Source organism: Thalassovita litoralis, from assembly GCF_900182725.1.
Classification (GTDB): Bacteria; Pseudomonadota; Alphaproteobacteria; order Rhodobacterales; family Rhodobacteraceae; genus Thalassobius; species Thalassobius litoralis.
In genome coordinates this window covers 33743-56952 of sequence record NZ_FXTO01000011.1, presented here as the reverse complement: position 1 = coordinate 56952, position 23210 = coordinate 33743, and the positions used below count along the sequence as shown (strand labels likewise).

Below are 23210 nucleotides of genomic sequence, written 5' to 3'. Positions count from 1 at the left end.
CGACATACGGAGCAAGAAAATGGAAGCGGATTTCGTGATCGTGGGCGCAGGCAGCGCAGGTTGCGCCATGGCTTATCGTTTGGGTGAAGCCGGGGCGAAGGTGCTGGTGGTGGAATTTGGTGGCTCGGATGCGGGGCCGTTTATCCAGATGCCTGCCGCGCTGTCCTATCCGATGAATATGGGGCTATATGACTGGGGCTTTCAGACCGAACCGGAACCGCACCTGGGCGGGCGGGTTCTGGCCACACCGCGCGGTAAGGTGATCGGTGGATCGTCCAGTATCAATGGGATGGTGTTCGTGCGCGGCCATGCCAAGGATTTCGATCACTGGGACGCCGCAGGGGCCAGCGGGTGGGCGTATAAGGACGTGCTGCCCTATTTCAAACGCATGGAAACATGGCATGGGGGGCGTTCGGACTATCGCGGGACGGATGGGCCGCTGCATGTCACGCGCGGCCCCCGCTCTAACCCGCTGTTCCATGCGTTTGTCGAAGCGGGCCAGCAGGCGGGCTATCCGGTGACGCAAGACTACAACGGCCAGCAGCAAGAGGGTTTCGGCCCTATGGAAATGACCGTTTACAAGGGGCGGCGCTGGTCGGCAGCGAATGCCTATCTGAAGCCCGCGAAAAAGCGGTTTGGGGTTGGTGTGGTGCGTGCGCTGGCCCGGCGCGTGGTGATCGAAGAAGGCCGCGCCGTGGGTGTGGAAATTGAACGCGGCGGCAAGATCGAAGTGATCCGCGCCCGGCGCGAGGTCGTGCTGGCGGCCTCCTCGATCAATTCGCCCAAGCTGTTGATGTTGTCGGGGATCGGGGCAGGGCGGCATTTGGCCGAACAGGGGATTCCCGTGGTGGCGGATCGTCCCGGCGTGGGTGCGAATTTGCAGGACCATCTGGAACTGTATCTGCAAATGGCTGCCAGTCAGCCGGTCAGCCTGTATAAATATTGGAACCTGTGGGGCAAGGCGCTGATCGGGGCGCAATGGCTGTTCACCGGCAAGGGGCTGGGGGCGTCGAACCAGTTTGAAAGCGCGGGCTTTATTCGTTCGGATGCGGGGGTGGAATATCCTGATATTCAATATCATTTCCTGCCTATCGCGGTGCGATACGATGGCAAAGCCGCCGCCGAAGGGCATGGGTTTCAGGCCCATGTTGGCCCGATGCGCAGCACATCGCGGGGGGCGGTGACGTTGCGCAACGCCGACCCAAAGGCCGCGCCGGTGATCCGGTTCAACTATATGTCACAAGACAGCGATTGGCGCGATTTCCGCCAATGTATCCGGCTGACGCGGGAAATTTTCGGGCAAGAGGCGTTTAAACCCTTTGTGCGTCACGAAATTCAGCCGGGGGCCGATCTGCAAAGCGATGATGAACTGGATGGGTTTATCCGCGAACATGTCGAAAGCGCCTATCACCCCTGTGGTACCTGCCGGATGGGGGCTGCGGATGACCCGATGGCCGTTGTGGACCCGCAGGCGCGGGTGATCGGTGTGGATCGGTTGCGGGTCGCGGACAGTTCGATTTTTCCAAGAATCACCAACGGCAATCTGAACGGGCCGTCCATCATGGTGGGTGAAAAGGTCAGTGATTTATTGCTGGGGCGTGATCCCTTGCCCCCCGAGGAATTGGCGCCGGTGCTGTCGCAAGACTGGGGTCGTGCACAGCGGTGACAGTGACCGGGGACCGGGGCGCAACTGTGGTGCAATGGATATTTGAACCAGAAAGAGGCGCAGGGCGGTGGCTGGTCTCCGGGGGTATTGGTTCAGAACGACTGACTTTCGGATAGGTGTTTCTGACGAAAGAGTGACGGGGAGCGGGGTGGAAAACGGCGCAGATTGATCCGTGTCAAAGTACAGGCCGTGACGGTGGATTACGGTCTGGTGCAATCGAGTTAAAGGAGACCGCGCGATGTCAAACACCCCTCATGAACTGCACGAGGAATTCCCCGAACACGCCGACAAGATCAGCGCCCTGAAGCAGGAAAATGCGCATTTCGCAAAGCTGGCGGAAGAGTATCACGAGCTGAACCGCGCTGTTCATCGGGCCGAAACCAACGTGGAGCCGATTGAGCAACTGGCGGAAACCGATCTGCGCAAGCGGCGGGCGGCACTGAAAGACGAAATCTGGGGGATGCTGTCAGAGTGACGGCGGCAAAATTCCGGTGAATAATGGGACGGCGCAGGGTTTTGCGCCGTCTTTTTGTGTGTCCGGGGGGGCTATTGCGCGTTCAGAAAGCGCCATAGCTTTGGCAGGGTGTCGCTGCGCCACAAATCGGTATGGCCCGCACCGGGGACGATCAGCAAGGTTTTGTCAGGCGAGGGGGCGGCGGCGTGGATCGCGCGGCCCATGTCGGTGGGAATCAGTTCGTCTTGTGTACCGTGCAGGATCAGCAGCGGTTGGCGCAGATAGGTTCGGGCGCGGTCCAGTGTCGGCCACTGGTTTTTCAGGTAAGAGATATAGGGGGCCAGCGCGGGATAGTGTTTTTCGGCCAACGCCTGAATCGAGGTAAAGGGCGCTTCGAGGATGATCGCATCGGGTGGCGTGTCGGTGTTCGACAAAAGCCCCAGTGTGACCGCCGTGCCAAGGCTTTCGCCATAGGCAATGATCGGTCCGGGATGGGCGGGCCAGCCGGGCCAGTCGCTATGGCTGGCGACTTGGGTTGCGTCAGAGATCAGGGAATGTTCGGTTGGGGTGCCGCTGCTGCCAGACGATCCACGATAGGCCGGGGCAACCAGCCCATAGCCTTGTGACAGGAAATGCCGGAAGCGCCCGGCGCGGCTGGCCAGATTGCCGGAATTGCCGTGAAAATACAGGATCACCGGCTTGCCGGGGTGCGGCGGGGCGGTCCAGACGATCAGGGTTTCGTCGTCGGGGGTGGTCAGGCGGGTTTCGCTGATTTGGGGCAGTCCGGCCTGCGCCGGGGTCTGGTGGCGTGGATCGAACGGGTACAATGCCCAGCGTTCGGCCTGTGACGCGGCGGCGATTGCGGCCAGCAACAGGCCCGCCAGCAGGGTCAGGCGAAACACCAGACGCCGCATCAGTCCACCCGATACGGCAGGACGCCGCGTTCGTCGGCATCAATGGTCAGGCGGCGTTCTAGCGGGGGAACGGATCGCTGATGGCAATTTTTACGCTCGCAAATGCGGCAGGAAATGCCGATGGGTTCATAGGCGCGGGGATTGGACAGGTCCAGATCGTCGGCATAAACCAGATCCGTGGCGTGGCGGACCTCGCAGCCCAGCGAAATGGCAAATCGGCGGACGGGTGCGCCGAAACTGCCGCCGGGTTTGGACACATCGCGGGCCAGACTGATATAGCGCACCCCGTCTGGGGTTTCGGCCAGTTGCCGCAGAAAACGCCCCGGTGTTTCAAAGGCCTGATGCACGTTCCACAAAGGGCAGGCCCCGCCGAAACGAGCAAATTGCAGGCGGGTAGCGGAATGGCGTTTGGTGATCGTCCCGGCCTGATCGACACGGACGAAAAAGAACGGAATGCCCTTGGCGTTGGGGCGTTGCAGTGTAGACAGGCGATGGGCCACCTGTTCGATGGAGGCACCGAAATGATGGGCCAGCAATTCCAGATCGTGACGGCTGTCCTGTGCGGCTTTCAGAAAACGGGTATAGGGCATCAATGCCGCCCCGGCAAAATAATTGGCCAGACCGATTTTGGCGATCGAGCGGGCCTCGTCTGATTGAAAACGGGCCAGATCCAGCGTCGCCTCTAGCAATTTGTCCTGATGCAGCAGGGCGATTTGCAGCAATAGCTGAAAGGTCTGGGTTTCCGGCAGTGCGCGCGAGGATAGCGACAGCGTGCGGCTATCGCGGTCATAATGACGGGTTGGGGCGTTATCGTCCATCCGGAGGGTAATCCCCGCAGCCCGTAACGCGCGGCTGGCATGGGCGCGAATACCCTGATCCCCGGCCCCTTGGGCGAAATGTTCGGCGGCGCGGTCCACGGCATCAATGTAGTTGTCGCAATAGTGAAAGAAATCGCGCACCTCGTCCCAGGGGGATGGCTGGGTGCGGCTGTCTTCGCGGCCTAATGCTTCGTCCAGTGACGCCAGCCGTTCGTGGGTCTGGCGATAGGCGCGGTGCAGGTCCAGAAACGCGCGGGCCAGTGCGGGCGCGTTCGAGGCGGTTAATCGCAGATCGGCCAGCGGCGGGGCGGCATCGGCAAAGACGGGATCGGCCATCGCTTCGCGCATGTCGGAAACCAGACGTTCGGAATCTCCGGTCGATAGCTCGGTCACGTCGAACCCAAATTCCTGCGCCAGTGCCAGAACCACGGTGGTCGATACCGGACGGTTGTTGTTTTCCATCTGGTTCAGATAGGGCAGGGACACCCCCAGCTTGGCGGCGAATTCTTTTTGCGTCAGGCCAAGGCGGGTGCGGGTTTCACGCAGCTTTGCCCCGGCATAAAGTTTTTGGGTGGCCATATGGCATATGCCTGTTTGCAAATAGGGTTTGCATACAGGTTAGCTTTGCAAAATTGCCGGAGCAAGGGGCGTTACAGGCCCAGCCGTTGTTCGCGGTGTATGACGAACAGGATTGATACCAACGACAGGAGCGCGGTTGCCATCATGATGGACAGCAGGGGCAGTTCTGTCGAGCCGGGTTTTAGCATCGCCCCGGCCAGCGCCGAAAGCGCCGCGCCGCCCCCGATCATCATCGTGCCACCCAGACCGGATGCCGTACCGGCCAGATGGGGCCGCACAGACAGCATCCCGGCGGTCGCGTTGGGGATCGTCATGCCATTGCCCAGCCCGACGAATGCCATGCAGCCAAAGAAGGCGACGGCAGAGCCGTGGCCGCTTAGGTTCAGGGCAAAGGACAAGCAAAGGCCAAGCACAACAGTCATGGCGCCCCACAGCACCATGCGGTTGATGCCGACGCGTGCGGAAAATGTCCCCGATATGAAATTCCCGGAAAAGTAGCCAATGCCGGGGGCCGCGAAATACAGGCCCAGCTCGCCGGGGCTCATGCCGTAGACGGTTAACCCCACAAAAGGCGCGCCGCCCAAGTAAGCAAAGAACGCCCCGGAGCCAAAGGCCGAGGCCATGCAGTAGCCCCAGAACCGGGGGGCTTTTAGCAGTTCGGGGTATTCCTTGAACTGTTGCAGCACCGTGTTGTCGGTTTTCGGGGCGGTTTCACCCAGATCGAACCATGCGACGGTGAACATGATGATCCCCAGCACCAAAAGGGCGACAAAGCTGCCGTGCCAGCCAAAGTGTTCTTCCAGAAATCCGCCGGTGGCCGGGCCAAGCATGGGAACCAGCGACATGCCCATCGTGACAAACCCCATCATCGAGGCAGCCTTGTCCGCGGGAACCATATCGCGCACCACGGCGCGGGACAGCACCATTGCCACGGCGATCACCGCTTGTAACATGCGGAAAACCATAAACATTGTGCCGCTGGTGGCCAGCAGGCAGCCGATGGTTGCCAGACAAAACAGCCCGACCCCGGTCAGGATGATCGGGCGGCGGCCATATTTGTCTGAAAGCGGCCCCACGAAAATCTGCAAGGCCCCGTTAACCCCCAGATACAGCGCGACCGAAAGCTGCATAAACGCATAATCCACCTGAAAATAGGCGGCCATTCCGGGCAGCGACGGCAGAAAGATATTCATCGCCAAGGCGGACAGCCCGGCTAGGAAAATCAGTGTCGTCAGATGTGGTGGGGTAGCCCTGTTAAAATAGCGGACCACTGGCTTACTGTTCATGTGCGAATGAATAGGACGGGTGCGTCAGGTTGTCCACTCGGGGCACTGGAAATTGCTTGCTGACGTAACGGAAATTTGCATGTTTGCGTTTCGCTTTTATTTGCTTGCCAAATTTTTGCAAATTTGCCGAAAACATCTTTGCGACTGCCAGAGGTGGCCTTATACCCGTATCAATTCAGAAGGGGACCGTTATGAAAGATATCCTCCAGGAACTGGAAGACCGCCGCGCCGATGCCCGTCTGGGCGGGGGGCAAAAGCGCATCGACAGCCAGCACGCCAAGGGCAAGCTGACTGCGCGTGAACGTATCGAACTGCTGCTGGACGAAGACAGCTTTGAAGAGTTCGACATGTTCGTGTCGCACCGCTGTACCGATTTTGGCATGGAAAAACAAAAACCTGCGGGCGATGGTGTTATCACCGGCTGGGGTACGATCAATGGCCGCATGGTGTATGTGTTCAGTCAGGATTTCACCGTGTTCGGTGGCTCGCTGTCGGAAACCCACGCCCAGAAGATTTGCAAGATCATGGACATGGCAATGCAGAACGGTGCGCCTGTGATCGGGTTGAACGATTCTGGCGGGGCGCGGATTCAGGAAGGCGTGGCATCGCTGGCGGGCTATGCCGAAGTGTTCCAGCGCAACATCATGGCCTCGGGCGTGGTGCCGCAGATTTCGGTGATCATGGGGCCGTGCGCTGGTGGGGCCGTGTATTCGCCCGCGATGACCGACTTCATCTTTATGGTCAAAGACAGCTCCTACATGTTCGTGACCGGCCCTGACGTGGTGAAAACCGTGACGAACGAGGTTGTGACCGCCGAAGAACTGGGCGGGGCCAGCACCCATACCAAGAAATCGTCGGTTGCGGATGGCGCGTTTGAAAACGATGTCGAGGCATTGGCCGAAGTGCGCCGCCTGGTCGATTTCCTGCCGCTGAACAACCGCGAAAAACCGCCCGTGCGTCCGTTCTTTGATGAACCCGGTCGGGTCGAGGCCTCGCTGGATACGCTGGTGCCGGAAAACGCCAACACCCCGTATGATATGAAGGAGCTGATCCTGAAAATCGCGGACGAGGCGGATTTCTACGAAATTCAGGAAGATTACGCGAAAAACATCATCACGGGCTTTATCCGTCTGGAAGGACAGAGCGTGGGTGTGGTGGCAAATCAGCCGATGGTTCTGGCGGGATGTCTGGATATTGACAGCAGCCGCAAAGCCGCCCGTTTCGTCCGCTTCTGCGATGCGTTTGAAATTCCGATCCTGACGCTGGTGGATGTGCCGGGCTTCCTGCCGGGGACGTCGCAGGAATACGGCGGCGTTATCAAGCACGGCGCGAAGCTGCTGTTTGCCTATGGCGAAGCCACGGTGCCAAAAGTTACCGTGATCACCCGCAAGGCATACGGCGGCGCCTATGACGTGATGGCATCCAAGCACCTGCGTGGCGATTTCAACTACGCGTGGCCGACTGCGGAAATCGCGGTGATGGGCGCGAAAGGCGCGACCGAGATTATCCACCGTGTTGATCTGGGCGACGCTGAGAAAATCGCGGCGCATACGGCAGAATACGAAAAGAACTTTGCCAACCCGTTCAAAGCGGCCGAGCGTGGTTTCATCGACGAGGTGATCATGCCGCATTCGACCCGCCGCCGGGTCAGCCGGGCCTTTGCCAGCTTGCGCAACAAGAAGCTGACGAACCCGTGGAAAAAGCACGACAATATCCCGCTGTAAGGTGGGTGTGTCAGCCGGGAAACGTGGGGGCTGATGGCCCCCACAGCCCGGACGTATTTAACGCAAGATGAAAGGCCGGTCGCCTTGTGTGATCGGTATGGAATGGGCGGAGCATGAGCCGGACCGAGTGGCATATCCTGCGGGAAGACGGAGCGCTGACGCTGGCGCGCCGCCTGCCGGTGCGGTTCGATCTGTCGGTCGAAGCGGTGTTGCCGCGATGCGGTAAACAGCGATTGGCCGTGCAGGTGCGCCAAGACATGTGGCGTCTTTTGCAGCGCTTACCCGGCTTTTCCCCGGTTGTACGGGTCGAAGAGGTGGGGCAAGGGCTGCGCGTAATTGCCGGGGGGCAGGTTGCGCGAAAACCCTTTCCAAAAGCTGAATGTGAAGCAAAGTTGCGCGAAATGCTAACGGATGGAAAGAATCGTTCCCGGTGGGTGGCGTATGGTCGCAGGGTTTGCTATGAATAAGGCGACTCGGACATTCGCCGCGCTTCAGGGGTGCCTGTTGGCAAGCGTGGCCACGGCAGCGGGGCAAGAGGAGGCTCCCGCCGTGCCCTCTGGTCTGTCGATTCAGTTACAGGAATATTTCGTAGAGCCACAGCCCGATGGGGCGCTGTGGGCGCGGTTCCGGTTTGTCGCCCCGGCGCTTGCCGAAGGTGTGAGCTTTGCCAAGGTCGAGCAGGATTTGCCGTCCCTGTGTGCGCAGGTGGCGCTGCCCCGGTTGTCACAGGCAGGGCAGGCGGTGGATCAGGTGGTTATTTCGCTGGCGTCCCAGCCTGTCGCGTTCGGCGTTGCTGACGCTGACATCATCCAGTTTTTCGAGGCTTATCGCATTGAAAACGGGCTCTGCATCTGGGAGGGGTTTTAATGCACCCACAAGATGTTGCGGCACGTTCTTCATGTTTCTGTGGTTTTGAGGCTTTCGAGTCACAGCCTGCCAACCTTGGCGGGTGCCAATATCTTTCGAGTGTCAGTTCGGTTATGATTCCTGTGGGTGGCGTAAGCGCTGCCCAATTCTCGTTCATGAGGCAGTCGGGGGAAAATCCCCCCGGTTTACAAGTAACAGATAACAGGAGAAGCAGATGTCGAACGTCTTCAAAGTCGTGCTGTCGCTGTGCAGCGTTGCCTACTTGGCCGCGTGCGCCGCACCGCAAGAAGAATTTGTGGTGGTCGAGCCTGAGCCGATCAGCCAAGAGCCGGTTTACACCGGGAAATACAAGTAAGGGCCAGCCCTTTACGCAGGCAGATCGGGCGGTGTCGCCCGATCTGACCCGCCGCGATGCTGGTCATGGAGAACGCCCATGCTGAAGCACCGCGGATTTCCGGGCCGTATGCCCGGCACCGATTTTCAATTCACCATTCGTCGCGCCAATCCCAAGGGCGTTACCCCGTTGAAGCGCCTGGAACGCTATCGCGACCGCAAGGCCGTGGATCGTCGCGCCGATCTGGCCTTTATGACCGCGCTTTGGGAACATTTCGGGGATGAACCGTTCGAGCGGGGCAATCTGGATGCCGGGCGGCTTAGCTGGTTGCTTGGGCGCGAGGTGAAGGCCGTCGAAGAAGATTTCGATCCGAAAAGCTATGACACGCTGCTGGTCATTGACGAAGCCGTCGCACGCGCGTCGTTCCCCGAGGCCTTTACCGGCGGCGATGCTTTTGACGACTTCGATGACGAAGAAGACGAAGACGAGGATTGGTGATCGGCATGTTTCTGCTAAGCGGACAGCAATTTGAGCGGGAAGCGGCCCAAAACGGCCGCCCTGTGATTGCGTGCTTGGCAGGCGCGGGCAACTGCGGCAGCGTGGTAAATGTAGTGGCGGCCCGAGATGAGCGGGCCGGGACGATTTGTCTTTACCGTTACCCTTCCCCTTTTGGGCGGCGTGGCTTCCAGATAGGCCCGCTGCCCTTCTTTTTGCCTGAAAATCCAGAAAATACCCTTTATAAGCAAGGGTTTGCCGAAAGTTCACGCAAGGGTGAGCCGCTCTTGCGGGAACCGAAAATCGTGCCAAATGTTCTGTCTGCAAGATATCCTGAGCAGAGAGGACCGGAACAATGCACACGCGGAAATGGATTATGGGCCTTGCGGCCTGTGCGGGCCTTGCGGCCTGCGGCGACACGTTTGGCGAACAGGCGCTTCTGGGCGCTGGCGCCGGTGCGGCTGGTGCAGCCGTCACCAATGGCAGCGTCGGCACAGCCGCGCTTGTCGGGGCTGCGGCCAACGTCGCCTATTGCAACCAATATCCGTCCCGCTGCAACTAAGCGGGGCGTGCTGGCCTGTGGGCCAGATCTGAATCGGAAACCCATCGCGGCCTTTGGTCGGGGTGGGTTTTTTATTGCCATTGCTGGGGGCACGGGCCTTCAGCCAAGACCGGAAGGGACGAGAAATGTTCAATAAGATCCTGATTGCGAACCGGGGCGAAATCGCCTGCCGGGTGATCAAGACCGCCCGGAAGATGGGAATCCAGACGGTTGCCATCTATTCGGACGCAGACAAGCACGCGCTGCATGTGCAGATGGCCGACGAAGCGGTTCATATCGGCCCGCCGCCTGCGAACCAGTCCTATATCGTCATTGACAAGGTGATGGATGCCATTCGCCAATCCGGCGCGCAGGCGGTTCACCCCGGTTATGGGTTCCTGTCGGAAAACAGCAAATTCGCCGAGGCGCTGGCCGCCGAAGGCGTGGCTTTCGTTGGCCCCCCCGTTGGCGCGATCGAAGCGATGGGCGACAAGATCACCAGTAAGAAAATCGCACAAGAAGCCGGTGTTTCGACCGTTCCGGGCTATATGGGCCTGATCGAAGACGCAGAAGAAGCGGTGAAGATTTCCAATGAAGTCGGCTACCCGGTGATGATCAAGGCGTCCGCGGGCGGCGGCGGCAAAGGGATGCGGATCGCGTGGAACGACACCGAAGCCCGCGAAGGGTTCCAGTCGTCCAAGAACGAAGCGGCTAACAGCTTTGGCGATGACCGGATTTTCATCGAAAAATTCGTGACCCAGCCGCGCCACATCGAAATTCAGGTTCTGTGCGATAGCCACGGCAATGGCGTCTATCTGGGCGAACGCGAATGTTCGATCCAGCGCCGCAACCAAAAGGTTGTCGAAGAAGCGCCCAGCCCGTTCCTGGACGAAGCCACCCGCAAGGCGATGGGCGAACAGGCCGTGGCCTTGGCCAAGGCCGTGGGCTATGCCAGCGCCGGGACCGTGGAATTCATCGTGGACGGGTCCAAGAATTTCTACTTCCTGGAAATGAACACCCGCTTGCAAGTGGAACACCCGGTTACGGAACTGATCACCGGTATTGATCTGGTGGAACAGATGATCCGCGTGGCCAATGGTGAACCGCTGAGCATCACACAGGACGATGTGAAACTGACCGGCTGGGCGATTGAAAACCGTCTGTATGCGGAAGACCCGTATCGCAACTTCCTGCCGTCGATTGGCCGTCTGACCCGCTATCGTCCCCCGGCAGAAATTGCCGCCGGTCCGCTGTTGGTGAATGACAAATGGCAGGGGCAGGCGCCTTCGGGCGATCATGCGGTGCGCAACGATACCGGCGTCTATGAAGGCGGCGAAATCAGCATGTATTACGACCCGATGATCGCCAAGCTGTGTACCTGGGCACCCACCCGCGCCGAAGCCATCGAAGCGATGCGCAACGCGCTGGATGGTTTCGAGGTGGAAGGCATCGGCCACAACCTGCCGTTCCTGTCGGCTGTGATGGATCACCCGAAATTCATCAGCGGCGACATGACCACCGCCTTCATTGCCGAAGAATACCCCGAAGGTTTCGAAGGTGTGGAACTGCCTGCCGATACGCTGCGCAAGATTGCAGCCTCGGCCGCTGCAATGCATCGCGTCGCAGAAATCCGCCGCACGCGCGTGTCGGGCCGGATGGACAACCATGAACGCCGCGTTGGCACGGATTGGGTGGTCAGCCTGCAAGGGCAGGATTTCCCGGTAACGATTGCTGCCGATCATGATGGATCGACAGTGACCTTTGACGATGGTCAGGCGTTGCGCGTGGCAAGCGACTGGACGCCGGGCGACCAGTTGGCCCAGATCGCAATCGCAGGCCATGATGGTCTGGTGCTGAAGGTCGGCAAAATCTCGGGCGGGTTCCGTATCCGCAGCCGTGGCGCGGACCTGAAGGTGCATGTGCGTAGCCCGCGTCAGGCCGAACTGGCCAAGCTGATGCCGGAAAAACTGCCGCCGGATACGTCGAAGCTGCTGCTGTGCCCGATGCCGGGGCTGGTGGTGAAGATCGACGTGGAAGAAGGTCAGGAAGTGCAGGAAGGGCAGGCCCTTTGCACGATCGAGGCGATGAAGATGGAAAACATCCTGCGCGCCGAGAAAAAGGCCATCGTAACCAAGATCAACGCAGGCCCCGGCGACAGTCTGGCCGTGGACGAAGTGATCATGGAGTTCGAATAAGCGCATGCTTGGGGCCGCGCCATACCGCAACAGGCGGGTGGCGCCCCGACATGGGGCGCTGCCACCTGAGGTTTGGCGCGGTCATTCCTTGCCCAGTTCCTCGCGGATTTCCTGCTGCCGGGTGGGCCATTTGTCGATGGACCGGGTGATTTCCCGCACGGTCCACGGCGCGGGTTTGCGCAGTTTCACCTGCCCGTCCTTGTCGATCAGCACCAGCATGAACCCGCGTGGGCGCAGGGTTTGGCGCAGATCGGATCTGGATTTCGGATCGGTATCGAACAGCACCACCACATCCCGCGCCAGCAGGCCCGGAACGTCCGAGGACAGGAACCGCATCTGTTCCACGAACCGCGGGTCGGCGGGGCTGTCGGCAAAGACAACGATGGGCCGGGCGGTCCACAGGAATTGTTCTAACGTGGCGCTGGTGCCGTCCAGCGGCGCGAATTCCGTCCCCGCATCGGACGGTGGTGCGCCCACGGTCTGCGCCGATACCGGGGCCACCGGCGCGGCGAAAAGCAAAGCGATTCCAAATATTAGTCGCGTGATCATGGGGCCTCCTGTCGGGATGAATATAGGAAGCGCCGGGAAAATTGCGACCGCGAAACACAGAAGTCACCGGGCAAAGCGCGATCTGCCGCATCCGGGGCATCTGATCTTATCCAATAAGGCCACCCCCACGGGCGGCAGCAAGAAAAGGACACAGTCATGAGTACAAAGGACGATTGGCGTAAGCTGGCGGAGAAAGAGCTTCGCGGGCGGTCGCTGGATGATCTGACCTGGAACACCCTTGAAGGGATCGAGGTTCAGCCGCTTTATACCGAAGAAGACACCAAAGACCTGCCGCATATGGGCAGCTTGCCGGGGTTCGGCCCGTTCACGCGCGGCGTGAAGGCCACCATGTACGCGGGCCGTCCGTGGACCATCCGCCAATACGCGGGCTTCAGCACCGCCGAGGAATCGAATGCGTTCTACCGCCGCAATCTGGCCGCCGGTCAGCAGGGCGTTTCGGTGGCGTTCGATCTGGCGACGCACCGGGGTTATGACAGCGACCACCCCCGCGTAGTGGGGGACGTGGGCAAGGCCGGTGTGGCGATTGACAGCGTTGAGGATATGAAAGTCCTGTTCGACGGCATCCCGCTGGACAAGGTTTCCGTGTCGATGACCATGAACGGCGCTGTGATCCCGATTCTGGCGAATTTCATCGTTGTGGGCGAAGAACAGGGGCATGACAAATCGGTGCTGGCCGGGACCATTCAGAATGACATTCTGAAAGAGTTCATGGTGCGGAACACCTATATCTATCCGCCTGAACCGTCGATGAAGATCATTTCGGACATTATCGAGTATACCTCGAACGAGATGCCGAAGTTCAATTCGATCTCGATTTCCGGCTATCACATGCAGGAAGCGGGCGCGAATCTGGTGCAGGAACTGGCCTATACGCTGGCGGACGGGCGCGAATATGTGCGCGCGGCGATGGATGCGGGCATGAACGTCGATAAATTCGCCGGTCGCCTGTCGTTCTTCTTTGCCATCGGCATGAACTTCTTCATGGAAGCGGCCAAGCTGCGGGCGGCGCGTCTGCTGTGGCATCGCGTGATGACCGAATTCGGCGCCAAGGATGAGCGGTCCAAGATGCTGCGGACGCACTGTCAGACCTCGGGCGTGTCGTTGCAGGAACAAGACCCCTATAACAACGTGATCCGCACGGCATACGAAGCGATGAGCGCGGTTCTGGGCGGCACCCAGTCGCTGCACACCAACGCGCTGGACGAAGCGATTGCACTGCCGACCGATTTCAGCGCCCGTATCGCGCGGAACACGCAGTTGATCCTTCAGGAAGAAACCGGCGTCACCAACGTGGTCGATCCGCTGGCCGGGTCGTATTACGTTGAAAAACTGACCGCCGATCTGGCGGAAAAAGCCTGGGCCTTGATGCAGGAAGTCGAGGAAATGGGCGGCATGACCAAGGCCGTTGCCAGCGGGATGCCGAAACTGCGGATCGAGGAATCGGCGGCCAAGCGTCAGGCGATGATCGACCGTGGTCAGGAAGTCATTGTTGGCGTGAACAAGTACCGCAAGGACAAGGAAGACCCGATCGACATTCTTGACGTGGACAACGTGAAAGTCCGCGAAAGCCAGATTGCGCGTCTGGAAAAGATGCGTGCCGAACGGGACGAAGCTGCCTGTCAGGCCGCGCTGGCAGAACTAAGCCGCCGCGCCAAAGAAGGGGGCAACCTGCTGGAAGCCGCTGTGGAAGCAGCCCGCGCCAGAGCATCTGTTGGGGAAATCAGCATGGCAATGGAAAAAGAATTCGGCCGTCACCGCGCCGAAGTGAAAACGCTGGCTGGTGTCTATGGTGCCGCCTATGAAGGTGACGAAGGCTTTGCCGCGATCCAGAAGGACGTGGATGCCTTTGCCGAGGAAGAAGGCCGCCGCCCGCGTATGCTGGTGGTGAAAATGGGTCAGGACGGTCACGACCGTGGGGCCAAGGTGATTGCCACCGCATTCGCAGATATTGGGTTTGACGTGGACGTTGGCCCGCTGTTCCAAACCCCGGATGAGGCCGCACAGGACGCCGTGGACAACGACGTGCATGTGGTTGGGATCAGTTCGCAGGCGGCAGGGCATAAGACGCTGGCACCGCAACTGATTCAGGCGCTGAAGGACAAGGATGCGGGCGACATCATCGTGATCTGCGGCGGTGTGATCCCGCAGCAGGATTATGATTTCCTGAAAGGCGCGGGTGTAAAGGCGATCTTTGGCCCCGGCACCAACATCCCCGAAGCGGCGCGGGATATTCTGCGGCTGGTGCGCGAAGCGCGCAGCTAAAAAGGGTGGGGGGCTGCCTGCCCCCCCACACCCCCCGAGAGTATTTTCTGCAAGATGAAAAAAGGGGCCGGAGTAAACTCTGGCCCCTTTGCTTTTGTCGCGCCGGTTGCTGTTGTGGCCAGCCGGGGCGTTAACCTTAGTGAACCGTTGCGGTTGCTTCTGTGGCCTGCCGTTTGACGGCCACTTGCAGCGCGGTATAGCCCAAAATCGCCGAAATGATCGAACCAGACAGCACGCCCAGACGTACCTCGTTCATCAGGGTGGCGTCCGAGAAGCTAAGCCCGCCGATAAACAGCGACATGGTAAAGCCAATCCCGGCAAGGCAGGAGATGCCGTAGATATGCAGCCAGTTCGCCCCGGCGGGCATTCGGGCCATGCCGGATTTCACCAGCAGGAAGGTCACGCCAAACACGCCCAGTTGCTTGCCCGCGATCAGACCCAGTGCAATGCCCATCGGCAGCGGGGCCAGCAAGTCCGAGAAGGTCAGCCCGGTCAGCACAACCCCCGCATTGGCAAAGGCGAAAATTGGCACGATCAGGTATAGCACATAAGGCGTCAGCCCATGTTCCAGTGCGTGCAGCGGGGATTTGCCCCACTTATCCTTTAGCGGGATGCAGAAGGCGGTGATCACACCGGCCAACGTGGCATGAACGCCGGATTTCAGCACAAAGAACCACATCACCACGCCTAGCAGGATCATCGGGGCTACGCGATGCGCGCCTTTCATGTTCAGCCACAGCAGCCCCGCCAGCGGGATCAGGGACAGATACAGGTAATCCAGTTTCAGATCCGCGGTGTAAAACAGCGCGATGATCACGATGGCCCCAAGGTCATCCAGAATCGCCAGCGTCAGCAGGAACACCTTGAGCGATGTCGGGGCCTTGCTGCCGACCAGCGCCAGAATACCAAGCGCAAAGGCAATGTCCGTGGCCGCCGGAATGGCCCAGCCTGCAATCGTGGGTTGGCCCCAGTTGAAGGCCGCGAAAATCACGGCGGGAACGATCATGCCCCCGACAGCCGCCAGACCGGGCAGCATTACATCGGCGGGGTTCTTTAGCTTGCCTTCCAGCATTTCACGCTTCAGTTCCAGACCGATCAAAAAGAAGAAGACGGCCATCAGGCCATCATTGATCCAAAGGATCAGGGGCTTTTCCAGCCCTTCGCCGTTCAGGGTAACGCGCAAATAGCTGCTGAGCGCCCCATCATAAGCGCCGTACAGCGAGGAGTTGGCCACCATCATGGCGGCAGCGGCGGACAGCATCAGTAGGATACCGCCCGAGGCTTCGTGTTTGAAAAACTTGTCTATCGCGCGTAGGAGCATTGCCTTTCCCTGTTTCTAGTGACTAATTCGTTGCTAGATGGGGCTTTTTGGCCCTGCATCAATACCGGAAACTGGGGAGACCGGGCAGAATGTTGTCGCTGGATCACATTGCGGTTGCGGCCCGCACATTGAAAGAAGGCCGCGCTTTCGTAGAACAGGCGCTGGGGATCAGCTTGCAAAAGGGGGGGCAGCATCCCCGCTTTGGTACGCATAACCTGCTGATCGGGTTAGAGGACGGTTTGTATCTGGAGGTGATCGCGGTGGACCCGCAGGCCGATCTGCCCCCTGATCCGCGTTGGTTTCGGCTGGATGAATTCGAAGACGACCCCTGTCTGCACAACTGGATTTGCCGGACCGAGGATATGGCGGCGGACCTGCCCCGGATGCCCGTAGGGGCGGGCCGGGTGGTGGCGCTGGCGCGGGGGGATTTGCGGTGGAAAATGGCCGTGCCCGAAGATGGGCGTTTGCCCTATGATGAAACCTGTCCTGCGTTGATTCAATGGCAGGGGCGGCACCCGGCCGCGGGGTTGAAGCAATCCGGGGCGCGGCTGCTGCGCCTGGTGGTTCGCCACCCCGAGGCGGACACCCTGGCCGCTGAAATGGCACCCCTGCTGGATGATCCGCGGGTGGTGTTTGAACGGGCCGACCGCCCGGCGCTGGTTGCCGAATTCGATGTGAATGGCGAGCGCCGCAGTCTGGGCCGGGCCGAATGACTGCGGCTTTTCTGATCCGCCCGGCCTGTTCCGATGATGTGCCGGTGGTGTTGGCGATCTGGAACCCGTTTATCCGCGATACGGCTGTAACCTTTAACAGCGCGGAAAAGACCGCGCCGGGGCTGACCGCCGATATTGCCGCGAAAGAGGCCGAGGGGAAGGCGTTTTTCGTGGCTGAGCTGGATGGGGCGATTGTGGGCTTTGCCACCTATGGCCAGTTTCGGGGCGGGGTGGGCTATGCCCGGACAATGGAACATACGGTGATCCTGTCTGAATCGGCCCACGGGCGCGGGGTTGGGCGGGCGCTGATGACCGCGATCGAGGATCACGCCCGTGCCGCCGGGGCGCATTCCATGTTTGCCGGTGTCAGTGCGGAAAACACGGCAGGCAAAGCGTTTCACGCTGCGATTGGCTATGCCGAAGTGGCGCGATTGAAACAGGTCGGGTTCAAATTCGGGCGCTGGATGGATCTGGTGCTGATGCAGAAAATGCTGTGACGCTGCGATGTCGCGATGACATGGCGGGCGGGGCGGGGTAGGGTGCGGTATGTCGATCTGGACCCGCATATCTGATGCAATCGCGGCCTTGGCGAATGGCGAAAGCCTTGCCTTGGTTTTTGAAAAGCTGCGTACCCCGCCGGAACGCAGCGTGGCCTTTACCATTGCTGTCATCGCATTATCGGCCAAGATGGCCAAGGCCGATGGCTTGGTCACGCGTGACGAAGTCACCGCCATACGCGAGGTGTTTCAAATCGCCCGCGAGGACGAGGCTGGCGCGGCGCGGGTGTTCAATCTGGCGCGGCAGGACGTGGCCGGGTTCGAGGATTACGCCCGCAAGATTCGCGCGATGTTCGGGGAAAGCGGCACCTGTTATTGTGATTTGATGGAGGGGCTGTTCCACATCGCGATGGCGGACGGCACCTATCACCCGGCCGAGGATGCGTTCTTGCAGCGTGTGGCTGAAATTTTTGGCCTGCCCGAGGCCGAGTTCCGCAGCTTGCGCAGCCGTTTTGTGCCGGATGCGGTGCCGGACCCTTATACCGTGTTGGGGGTTCGCCCGGATATGTCCTTGGCGGATATTCGGGCGGTGTGGAAGCGGATGATCCGTGAATCGCACCCCGATGCGATGATCGCACGGGGGGTTCCTGCGGAAGCTGTGAAGCTGGCGGAAAAGCGTATGGTGGACCTGAACCGCGCGTGGGAGGAAATCCAAGAGGCACGGGGCTGATGCGGATCGTCACCTATAATGTGGAATGGTTTAACAACCTGTTTGACGACAAGGGGGCGTTGCTGGCCGATGATGGGTGGTCGGGGCGGCTGAACGTCACCCGTATTCAGCAGATCGAGGCATTGGGGATCGTTTTTACCGCGCTGAATGCGGATGCGGTGATGGTGATCGAAGCCCCTGATCACAATGGCCGCCGCGCCACGGTTCCGGCGTTGGAAACATTTGCCAGCACATTCGGGATACGCGCGCGCAAGGCGCTGGTGGGCTTCGGGAACGACACGCAGCAGGAAATCGCGCTGATGTATGATCCCGATGTGCTGACGGCGTGGCATGATCCCTTGGGCGATCCGACGGGCAAGAAAGGATCAGACCATTGCCCGCGCTTTGATGGGGTGTTCCGCATTGATCTGGATGTGGACGACACCGAAGATTTGGTTCGCTTTTCCAAACCCCCGCTAGAGGTGGGCCTTAAAACCGCTGGCGGGTTTCGGTTTCGCATGATCGGGGCGCATCTGAAATCCAAGGCTCCGCATGGGGCGCATGGAAAACATGCGGTCATGCGGGCGGCGATTGCCAACCGGCGCAAACAATTGGCGCAGGCGATCTGGCTGCGCCGCCGGGTCGAGCAACATCTGGCGGTCGGAGAGCCGCTGATCGTGCTGGGCGATCTGAACGATGGTCCCGGATTGGATGAATATGAAGATTTGTTCGGGCGTTCATCGGTTGAAATCGTGATGGGGGAAAAGGACAATCTGAAACTTTATGACCCCCACGCCGCGATGGCGCTGCATCAGCGGATCGGCACCATGCCCACCACGGCGCGGTTCCACATGCCCAAGGGGCGGCGGTATCTTCAGGCGTTGCTGGATTACATCATGGTGTCGCCGGAACTGATGGAAAAAGGGGGCAATTGGCGCATCTGGCATCCCTATGATGACGATGATTGCCAGTCCGTGCCGGAACTGCGCGACGCCCTGATTACCGCGTCAGATCATTTCCCGGTGACACTGGATATTGATCTGGAGTAGGCGGAATTTGCGCTTTCGGCGTTGTTCCCCCTAAAACTGTCACGCGAATGCGCTATATTAAGCGGTATGAAACGGATCATTGCCCCCATTTTTGTCGTTTGTCTGAGCGCCGCGCCGGTTTTGGCGCAGGACAAGGACGACGAAGGGTTTTCCCTGATGGAAGAAGGCGCAAAGCTGTTTTTCAAGGGCATCATGCAGGAAATGGAACCTGCGATGGATGACCTGAAAAGCTTTGCCGAAACGATGGAACCCGCAATGCGCCAATTCGTGCGCGAAATGGGACCGGCGTTGGCCGATGTGTTGAAAAAGGTCGATGATCTGACACTGTATCACCCGCCGGAATTGCTTCCGAACGGGGATATCATCATGCGGCGCAAGCAACCGGCGGAACCCACCCCCGAAGCCCCGACCGACAACGCCGATAAAGGCGAGGTCGAGCTTTAACCTTTGATCCGCACCTCGGAATCTGCACCCAAGGCATTTGCCAGCGATTGAAACCGCGACGCGGCGACTTCGCCATACAGCGGGGCGGCGTCGGCGGTCAGGATCAGCGTCAGGTGCTTTTTCTTGGGGTGCCATTCCAGTTCCCCGAATGGCTGTTCCTTTTGCAGCCACAGCATCGCGCCGAACCGCATGGCCTTGCCCAGAATTTCGGCCTGTTTTTGGGTGCGCTCGTCGACCAGCCCAAAAATCTTCTCGAATGATGTGCCTGAACGCGAGTTTTTATAGCGGTGCAGCAGGGCAAGCCCCAGAAACACCCGTTCGGAATGTTTCAGCCCGCCCAGATTGGCGCGGGTGGCGTTGTCGAAACAATCTTCGGCGCGATAATCGGGATGCGCGCGCCAACTGACATCGTGCAGCAGGCAGGCGGCCTTGATCAGGCGGCGGCGTTCCAGCGGGGCGGAATTGAACAGCGGGCGCACGAATTGATACAGCAGCTTGCCAAAGCCGGGAATGCGGGCATCCTTGGCTTCTGCGAAATAGCACGATTCAATCAGCGGGTCGCGGTCGCGCAATTGTTGCGGCATCTGTTCGTACAACATGCCTTCGCGGATACCATAGCTGGAAATGGCGATGTCATGCGGGTGAAAGGTGCGCACCACTTCGCGCAGGACTTCGGCGGCATAGGGGACCAGCGCCATACGGGACGATGACACCCCGCACCGCGCACGCAGGTCCGCCGGATCGTTTTCCGCGATATAGCGGATCGTGGCGTCGATGGATTTGGAATTCATCCGGTATTCGTGCAGCACATGCAGCGGGTAATTGCGCCGCTCCATGTCGATGCGGGCGATGGCACGCCACGACCCACCCACCAGAAACAGGCGATTGCGTTGCTGACCCATCGTTTCGGCCAGTTGGGCCACGGTTTCGCGGATGTAGTCCTTGCGGGCTTTTTTGCCACCGGGCAGGGTGCGCAGCTTTAGCGGACCAAGGGCCGAGGTGACGCGCCGCCCCACCTGACCGCCGCCGATTTCGGCCAGTTCCATAGACGATCCGCCAATGTCACACACCAACCCGTAAGAGGCGGGCCAACCCAGCAAAACACCCTGTGCAGACAGACGGGCTTCTTCCTTGCCGTCGATGACGTGGATTTTCAGCCCGGTTTCCTGTTCGACCTGTGCCACGAATGCCGCGCCATCGCTGGCTTCGCGCACGGCGGCGGTGGCCACGGCGGTCAGGGGCAGAATGCCCAGACCAGCGGCCAGTTTTTGAAACCGATGCAGGGCGGATATGGCGCGAACGCGGCCTTCGGGGTTCAGGTGGCCGGTTTCAGACAGGCCTTCGCCCAAGGCACACATGATTTTTTCGTTATAGAAATAGGCCGGGCTGCGGGCCGCCCCATCGAACACAACCAACCGGACCGAGTTCGACCCGACATCAACCACGCCAACCCGTGACAGGGCTTTCGAGGATGGGTCATTGAACAACGGGCGCCCGAATGGCCCCCAGTCGGTTGTCTGGGGAAGGGTGGTGTCGTCCATCATTGCCTTTTCCTGTGCTTCCGGCCCAACAATGCGTTAGGGCCGGGAGATAGGTCAATCATCCGTATGGGTCAACTTCGGAACGTCCTTGGCCCCAGCCGACCCGCGACCGGACAGGGATGGGTATTCCATAAAGAACCTGTGGCAATTAAAGGCAAATTCGCCTTCTTCCAAGATGGCCCGGTCGAAATGGCCATCGGGGGCCATGACCCAGCTTTGGGCGGTGTCTGCCATATTTGCGGCCATGATCTGACTGACGATCTGTGCCTTGACCGTGGGGTTGTTGATCTCCACCAGCGTTTCCACCCGGCGGTTCAGGTTCCGCCCCATCCAGTCCGCCGACGAAATATACACCCGTGCCTTTTTACTGGGCAAACCCTGACCGTTGCCAAAGCAAACAATGCGGGAATGTTCCAGAAAACGGCCCACGATGGATTTGACACGGATATTTTCCGACAGTCCTTTGACCCCCGGTCGCACCCCGCAAATGCCACGGATCACAAGGCTGATTTTTACCCCGGCCTGTGACGCGGCATAAAGCCCGTCGATGATTTCCGGGTCGATCAGCGAGTTCATCTTGGCCCAGATTTCCGCCGGGCGTCCGGCGCGGGCATGTTCGGCCTCTTGCGCGAAGCCTTCTAACAAGCGCGGTTTCAGCCCGGTCGGAGAGATCGCCAGATTTTCCAGCCCTTCGGGTTCGACATAGCCCGACAGGTAGTTGAATACCTTGGTCGCATCGCGCCCCAGCGCATCGTCACAGGTAAAGAACGACAGGTCGGTATAAATGCGGGCCGTGATCGGGTGATAGTTGCCGGTGCCGTAATGGGTATATGTCACCAGCTTGTCCCCTTCGCGGCGGACCACGGTGGAAATCTTGGCGTGGGTTTTCAGGTCCACGAACCCGTAAACCACATGTGCCCCGGACCGTTCCAGCCGACGGGACTGGCGGATATTAGCGGCTTCGTCAAAGCGGGCTTTCAGTTCCACCAGCGCGGTGACGGATTTGCCGTCTTCGGCAGCTTCGCACAGTGCCTCGACAATGGGCGAATTTTTCGAGGTCCGGTAAAGCGTCTGTTTGATCGCCACCACATCGGGATCACGCGCGGCCTGTTGTAGGAAGCGCACCACCATATCGAAGGTTTCATAGGGGTGGTGCAGCAACATGTCCTTTTGTTTGATGGCGGCGAACATGTCGCCGTCATGGTCCTGCACCCGTTCCGGGACGCGTGGGGCAAAGCTGGGCCACAGCAGATCAGGGCGGGCATCCAGCACCAGTTCCTTGACGTCGGCAATGCCGATCATGCCGTCAATTTCCACGATTTCCGCCGGGGTCACATGCAGTTCGCGCATGATCACGGATTGCAATTCATCCGGCGCCCCGGCTGAGATTTTCATCCGAACCACTTCGCCACGGCGGCGGCGTTTCAGCGCGGTTTCAAATTCGCGCACCAGATCCTCGGCTTCTTCTTCGACCTCCAGATCGCTGTCGCGCAGCACGCGGAAGGTACAATGCCCCTGCATCCGGTAGCCGGGGAATTGTTTGTCGATGAACAGCAGCAACAGCTCTTCCAGTGGCAGAAAACGGTGGCGGTCGTCGTTTCCGGGCAGTTCCACAAAGCGGTTGATCTGCTGCGGAATGGGCAGCAGCACCATCAGCATCCGCTTGTCCCGGCGGCGTTCCAGTTGCAGCGCCAGACAGAACCCGGTGTTTGGGATGAACGGGAACGGGTGGGCCGGGTCAACGGCCAGCGGTGACAGAACCGGGAAAACGTGGTTCAGGAACGTATCCAACAAGAAGGGCTTGGCCGCTTCGGGGATGTCGTTGCGGGTCAGAATGTCGATCCGCTGTTCGGTCATTTCCTGCCGCAGATCGTTGAAAATCCGCTGCTGGGCATCCATTAGGCGGCGGGCGTCTTCGTTGATCAGCGCCAGTTGCTCCAGCGGGTTCAGCCCGTCCTGAGCCGGGCTCATGTTGCCTTCGCGGGCCAGTTCGCGCAGACCCGCCACGCGGACCGTGTAAAACTCATCCAGATTGGTGGCCGAAATGGAAACGAAACGCACCCGTTCCAGCAGGGGGACGCGTTTGTTTTCGGCTTCTTCCAGCACACGCCAGTTGAAGCCCAGCCAACTAAGTTCACGGTTATAGAAACGGCCCGGTCCGGTGGGGTCCAGTTCGGGCAATTCGATGGGGGCGGCAAAGGGTGCCGTAAGGAAATCTGCGTTTTTCATAA

Annotated in this window: 22 protein-coding genes; 15 read left to right on the top strand and 7 right to left on the bottom strand. The window is 59.8% G+C overall.

Translation table 11 applies throughout. From position 1 onward, the window contains the following. Positions 1–19: 19 nt before the first annotated feature. Together betA and FN828_RS10395 are read left to right on the top strand one after the other, a co-directional pair. Positions 20–1666: a choline dehydrogenase gene (gene betA, locus FN828_RS10400; protein ID WP_142493341.1), complete on the top strand. Its 1647-nt coding sequence runs from the start codon at positions 20–22 to the stop codon at positions 1664–1666. 238 nt (positions 1667–1904) lie between these two features. After that, positions 1905–2141 (top strand): YdcH family protein, encoded by a 237-nt coding sequence (locus FN828_RS10395; protein ID WP_142493340.1) that lies wholly within the window; start codon positions 1905–1907, stop codon positions 2139–2141. Positions 2142–2212: 71 nt separating this feature from the next. On the opposite strand, the gene FN828_RS10390 is transcribed toward FN828_RS10395, so the two are convergent. The 3 genes from FN828_RS10390 to FN828_RS10380 form a co-directional block, all read right to left on the bottom strand. Continuing rightward, positions 2213–3034 (bottom strand): alpha/beta hydrolase, encoded by an 822-nt coding sequence (locus FN828_RS10390; RefSeq protein ID WP_142493339.1) that lies wholly within the window; start codon positions 3032–3034, stop codon positions 2213–2215. Further along, a complete protein-coding gene (locus FN828_RS10385; protein WP_142493338.1) occupies positions 3034–4431 on the bottom strand; it encodes a helix-turn-helix domain-containing protein in 1398 nt (465 codons plus the stop codon). Before FN828_RS10385 ends, FN828_RS10390 begins: the two co-directional genes overlap by 1 nt. A 71-nt stretch (positions 4432–4502) precedes the next feature. Continuing rightward, the gene (locus tag FN828_RS10380; RefSeq protein ID WP_142493337.1) at positions 4503–5717 is read right to left on the bottom strand and encodes a multidrug effflux MFS transporter; all 1215 of its coding nucleotides are present in this window, start codon (positions 5715–5717) and stop codon (positions 4503–4505) included. Positions 5718–5908: 191 nt separating this feature from the next. Between FN828_RS10380 and FN828_RS10375 the strand changes: the two genes are divergently transcribed. From FN828_RS10375 to FN828_RS10350, 7 genes are all read left to right on the top strand, one after another. Continuing rightward, positions 5909–7441, top strand: coding sequence for an acyl-CoA carboxylase subunit beta (locus tag FN828_RS10375; protein ID WP_142493336.1), 1533 nt, complete (start codon positions 5909–5911; stop codon positions 7439–7441). Between the two features lie 113 nt (positions 7442–7554). Further along, positions 7555–7908, top strand: coding sequence for a hypothetical protein (locus FN828_RS10370; RefSeq protein WP_142493335.1), 354 nt, complete (start codon positions 7555–7557; stop codon positions 7906–7908). After that, positions 7901–8308, top strand: a complete 408-nt coding sequence (locus FN828_RS10365) for a DUF6497 family protein (RefSeq protein WP_221930546.1) — start codon at positions 7901–7903, stop codon at positions 8306–8308. The genes FN828_RS10370 and FN828_RS10365 overlap by 8 nt, the downstream gene beginning before the upstream one ends. A 214-nt stretch (positions 8309–8522) precedes the next feature. Then, positions 8523–8663 carry a hypothetical protein gene (locus tag FN828_RS20495; protein WP_185958987.1) on the top strand — a complete coding sequence of 47 codons (141 nt, stop codon included), beginning with the start codon at positions 8523–8525 and terminating at the stop codon, positions 8661–8663. A 78-nt stretch (positions 8664–8741) separates the two neighbouring features. Continuing rightward, positions 8742–9140: a hypothetical protein gene (locus FN828_RS10360; RefSeq protein WP_142493334.1), complete on the top strand. Its 399-nt coding sequence runs from the start codon at positions 8742–8744 to the stop codon at positions 9138–9140. 352 nt (positions 9141–9492) lie between these two features. Next, positions 9493–9699: a hypothetical protein gene (locus FN828_RS10355; protein ID WP_142493333.1), complete on the top strand. Its 207-nt coding sequence runs from the start codon at positions 9493–9495 to the stop codon at positions 9697–9699. A gap of 125 nt (positions 9700–9824) precedes the next feature. After that, on the top strand, positions 9825–11873 hold the full coding sequence (locus tag FN828_RS10350; RefSeq protein WP_142493332.1) for an acetyl-CoA carboxylase biotin carboxylase subunit: 2049 nt from the start codon (positions 9825–9827) through the stop codon (positions 11871–11873). Between the two features lie 81 nt (positions 11874–11954). Here the strand turns inward: FN828_RS10350 and FN828_RS10345 are convergent, their stop codons facing one another. Then, positions 11955–12422, bottom strand: a complete 468-nt coding sequence (locus tag FN828_RS10345) for a DUF4174 domain-containing protein (RefSeq protein ID WP_142493331.1) — start codon at positions 12420–12422, stop codon at positions 11955–11957. 156 nt (positions 12423–12578) lie between these two features. Between FN828_RS10345 and scpA the strand changes: the two genes are divergently transcribed. Beyond that, positions 12579–14705, top strand: a complete 2127-nt coding sequence (gene scpA / locus FN828_RS10340) for a methylmalonyl-CoA mutase (RefSeq protein ID WP_142493330.1) — start codon at positions 12579–12581, stop codon at positions 14703–14705. A 136-nt stretch (positions 14706–14841) separates the two neighbouring features. Here the strand turns inward: scpA and nhaA are convergent, their stop codons facing one another. After that, positions 14842–16026 (bottom strand): Na+/H+ antiporter NhaA, encoded by a 1185-nt coding sequence (gene nhaA, locus FN828_RS10335; RefSeq protein ID WP_142493329.1) that lies wholly within the window; start codon positions 16024–16026, stop codon positions 14842–14844. An 89-nt stretch (positions 16027–16115) separates the two neighbouring features. Between nhaA and FN828_RS10330 the strand changes: the two genes are divergently transcribed. The 5 genes from FN828_RS10330 to FN828_RS10310 all read left to right on the top strand — a co-directional run bounded on the left by FN828_RS10330 (position 16116) and on the right by FN828_RS10310 (position 19438). Next, complete coding sequence (locus tag FN828_RS10330) at positions 16116–16739, top strand: VOC family protein (RefSeq protein ID WP_142493328.1); 624 nt, start codon at positions 16116–16118, stop codon at positions 16737–16739. 11 nt (positions 16740–16750) lie between these two features. Further along, the gene (locus FN828_RS10325) at positions 16751–17236 is read left to right on the top strand and encodes a GNAT family N-acetyltransferase (RefSeq protein WP_142493385.1); all 486 of its coding nucleotides are present in this window, start codon (positions 16751–16753) and stop codon (positions 17234–17236) included. Positions 17237–17285: 49 nt separating this feature from the next. Continuing rightward, positions 17286–17966 carry a molecular chaperone DjiA gene (locus tag FN828_RS10320; protein ID WP_142493327.1) on the top strand — a complete coding sequence of 227 codons (681 nt, stop codon included), beginning with the start codon at positions 17286–17288 and terminating at the stop codon, positions 17964–17966. Beyond that, on the top strand, positions 17966–18994 hold the full coding sequence (locus tag FN828_RS10315) for an endonuclease/exonuclease/phosphatase family protein (protein ID WP_142493326.1): 1029 nt from the start codon (positions 17966–17968) through the stop codon (positions 18992–18994). Before FN828_RS10320 ends, FN828_RS10315 begins: the two co-directional genes overlap by 1 nt. Positions 18995–19060: 66 nt before the next feature. Further along, positions 19061–19438, top strand: coding sequence for a hypothetical protein (locus FN828_RS10310; protein ID WP_142493325.1), 378 nt, complete (start codon positions 19061–19063; stop codon positions 19436–19438). Here FN828_RS10310 and FN828_RS10305 read toward each other — a convergent pair. Together FN828_RS10305 and FN828_RS10300 are read right to left on the bottom strand one after the other, a co-directional pair. After that, positions 19435–20979 carry a Ppx/GppA family phosphatase gene (locus FN828_RS10305; RefSeq protein ID WP_142493384.1) on the bottom strand — a complete coding sequence of 515 codons (1545 nt, stop codon included), beginning with the start codon at positions 20977–20979 and terminating at the stop codon, positions 19435–19437. The genes FN828_RS10310 and FN828_RS10305 overlap by 4 nt on opposite strands. A gap of 54 nt (positions 20980–21033) precedes the next feature. Next, on the bottom strand, positions 21034–23208 hold the full coding sequence (locus FN828_RS10300) for an RNA degradosome polyphosphate kinase (protein ID WP_142493324.1): 2175 nt from the start codon (positions 23206–23208) through the stop codon (positions 21034–21036). Positions 23209–23210 lie beyond the last annotated feature (2 nt).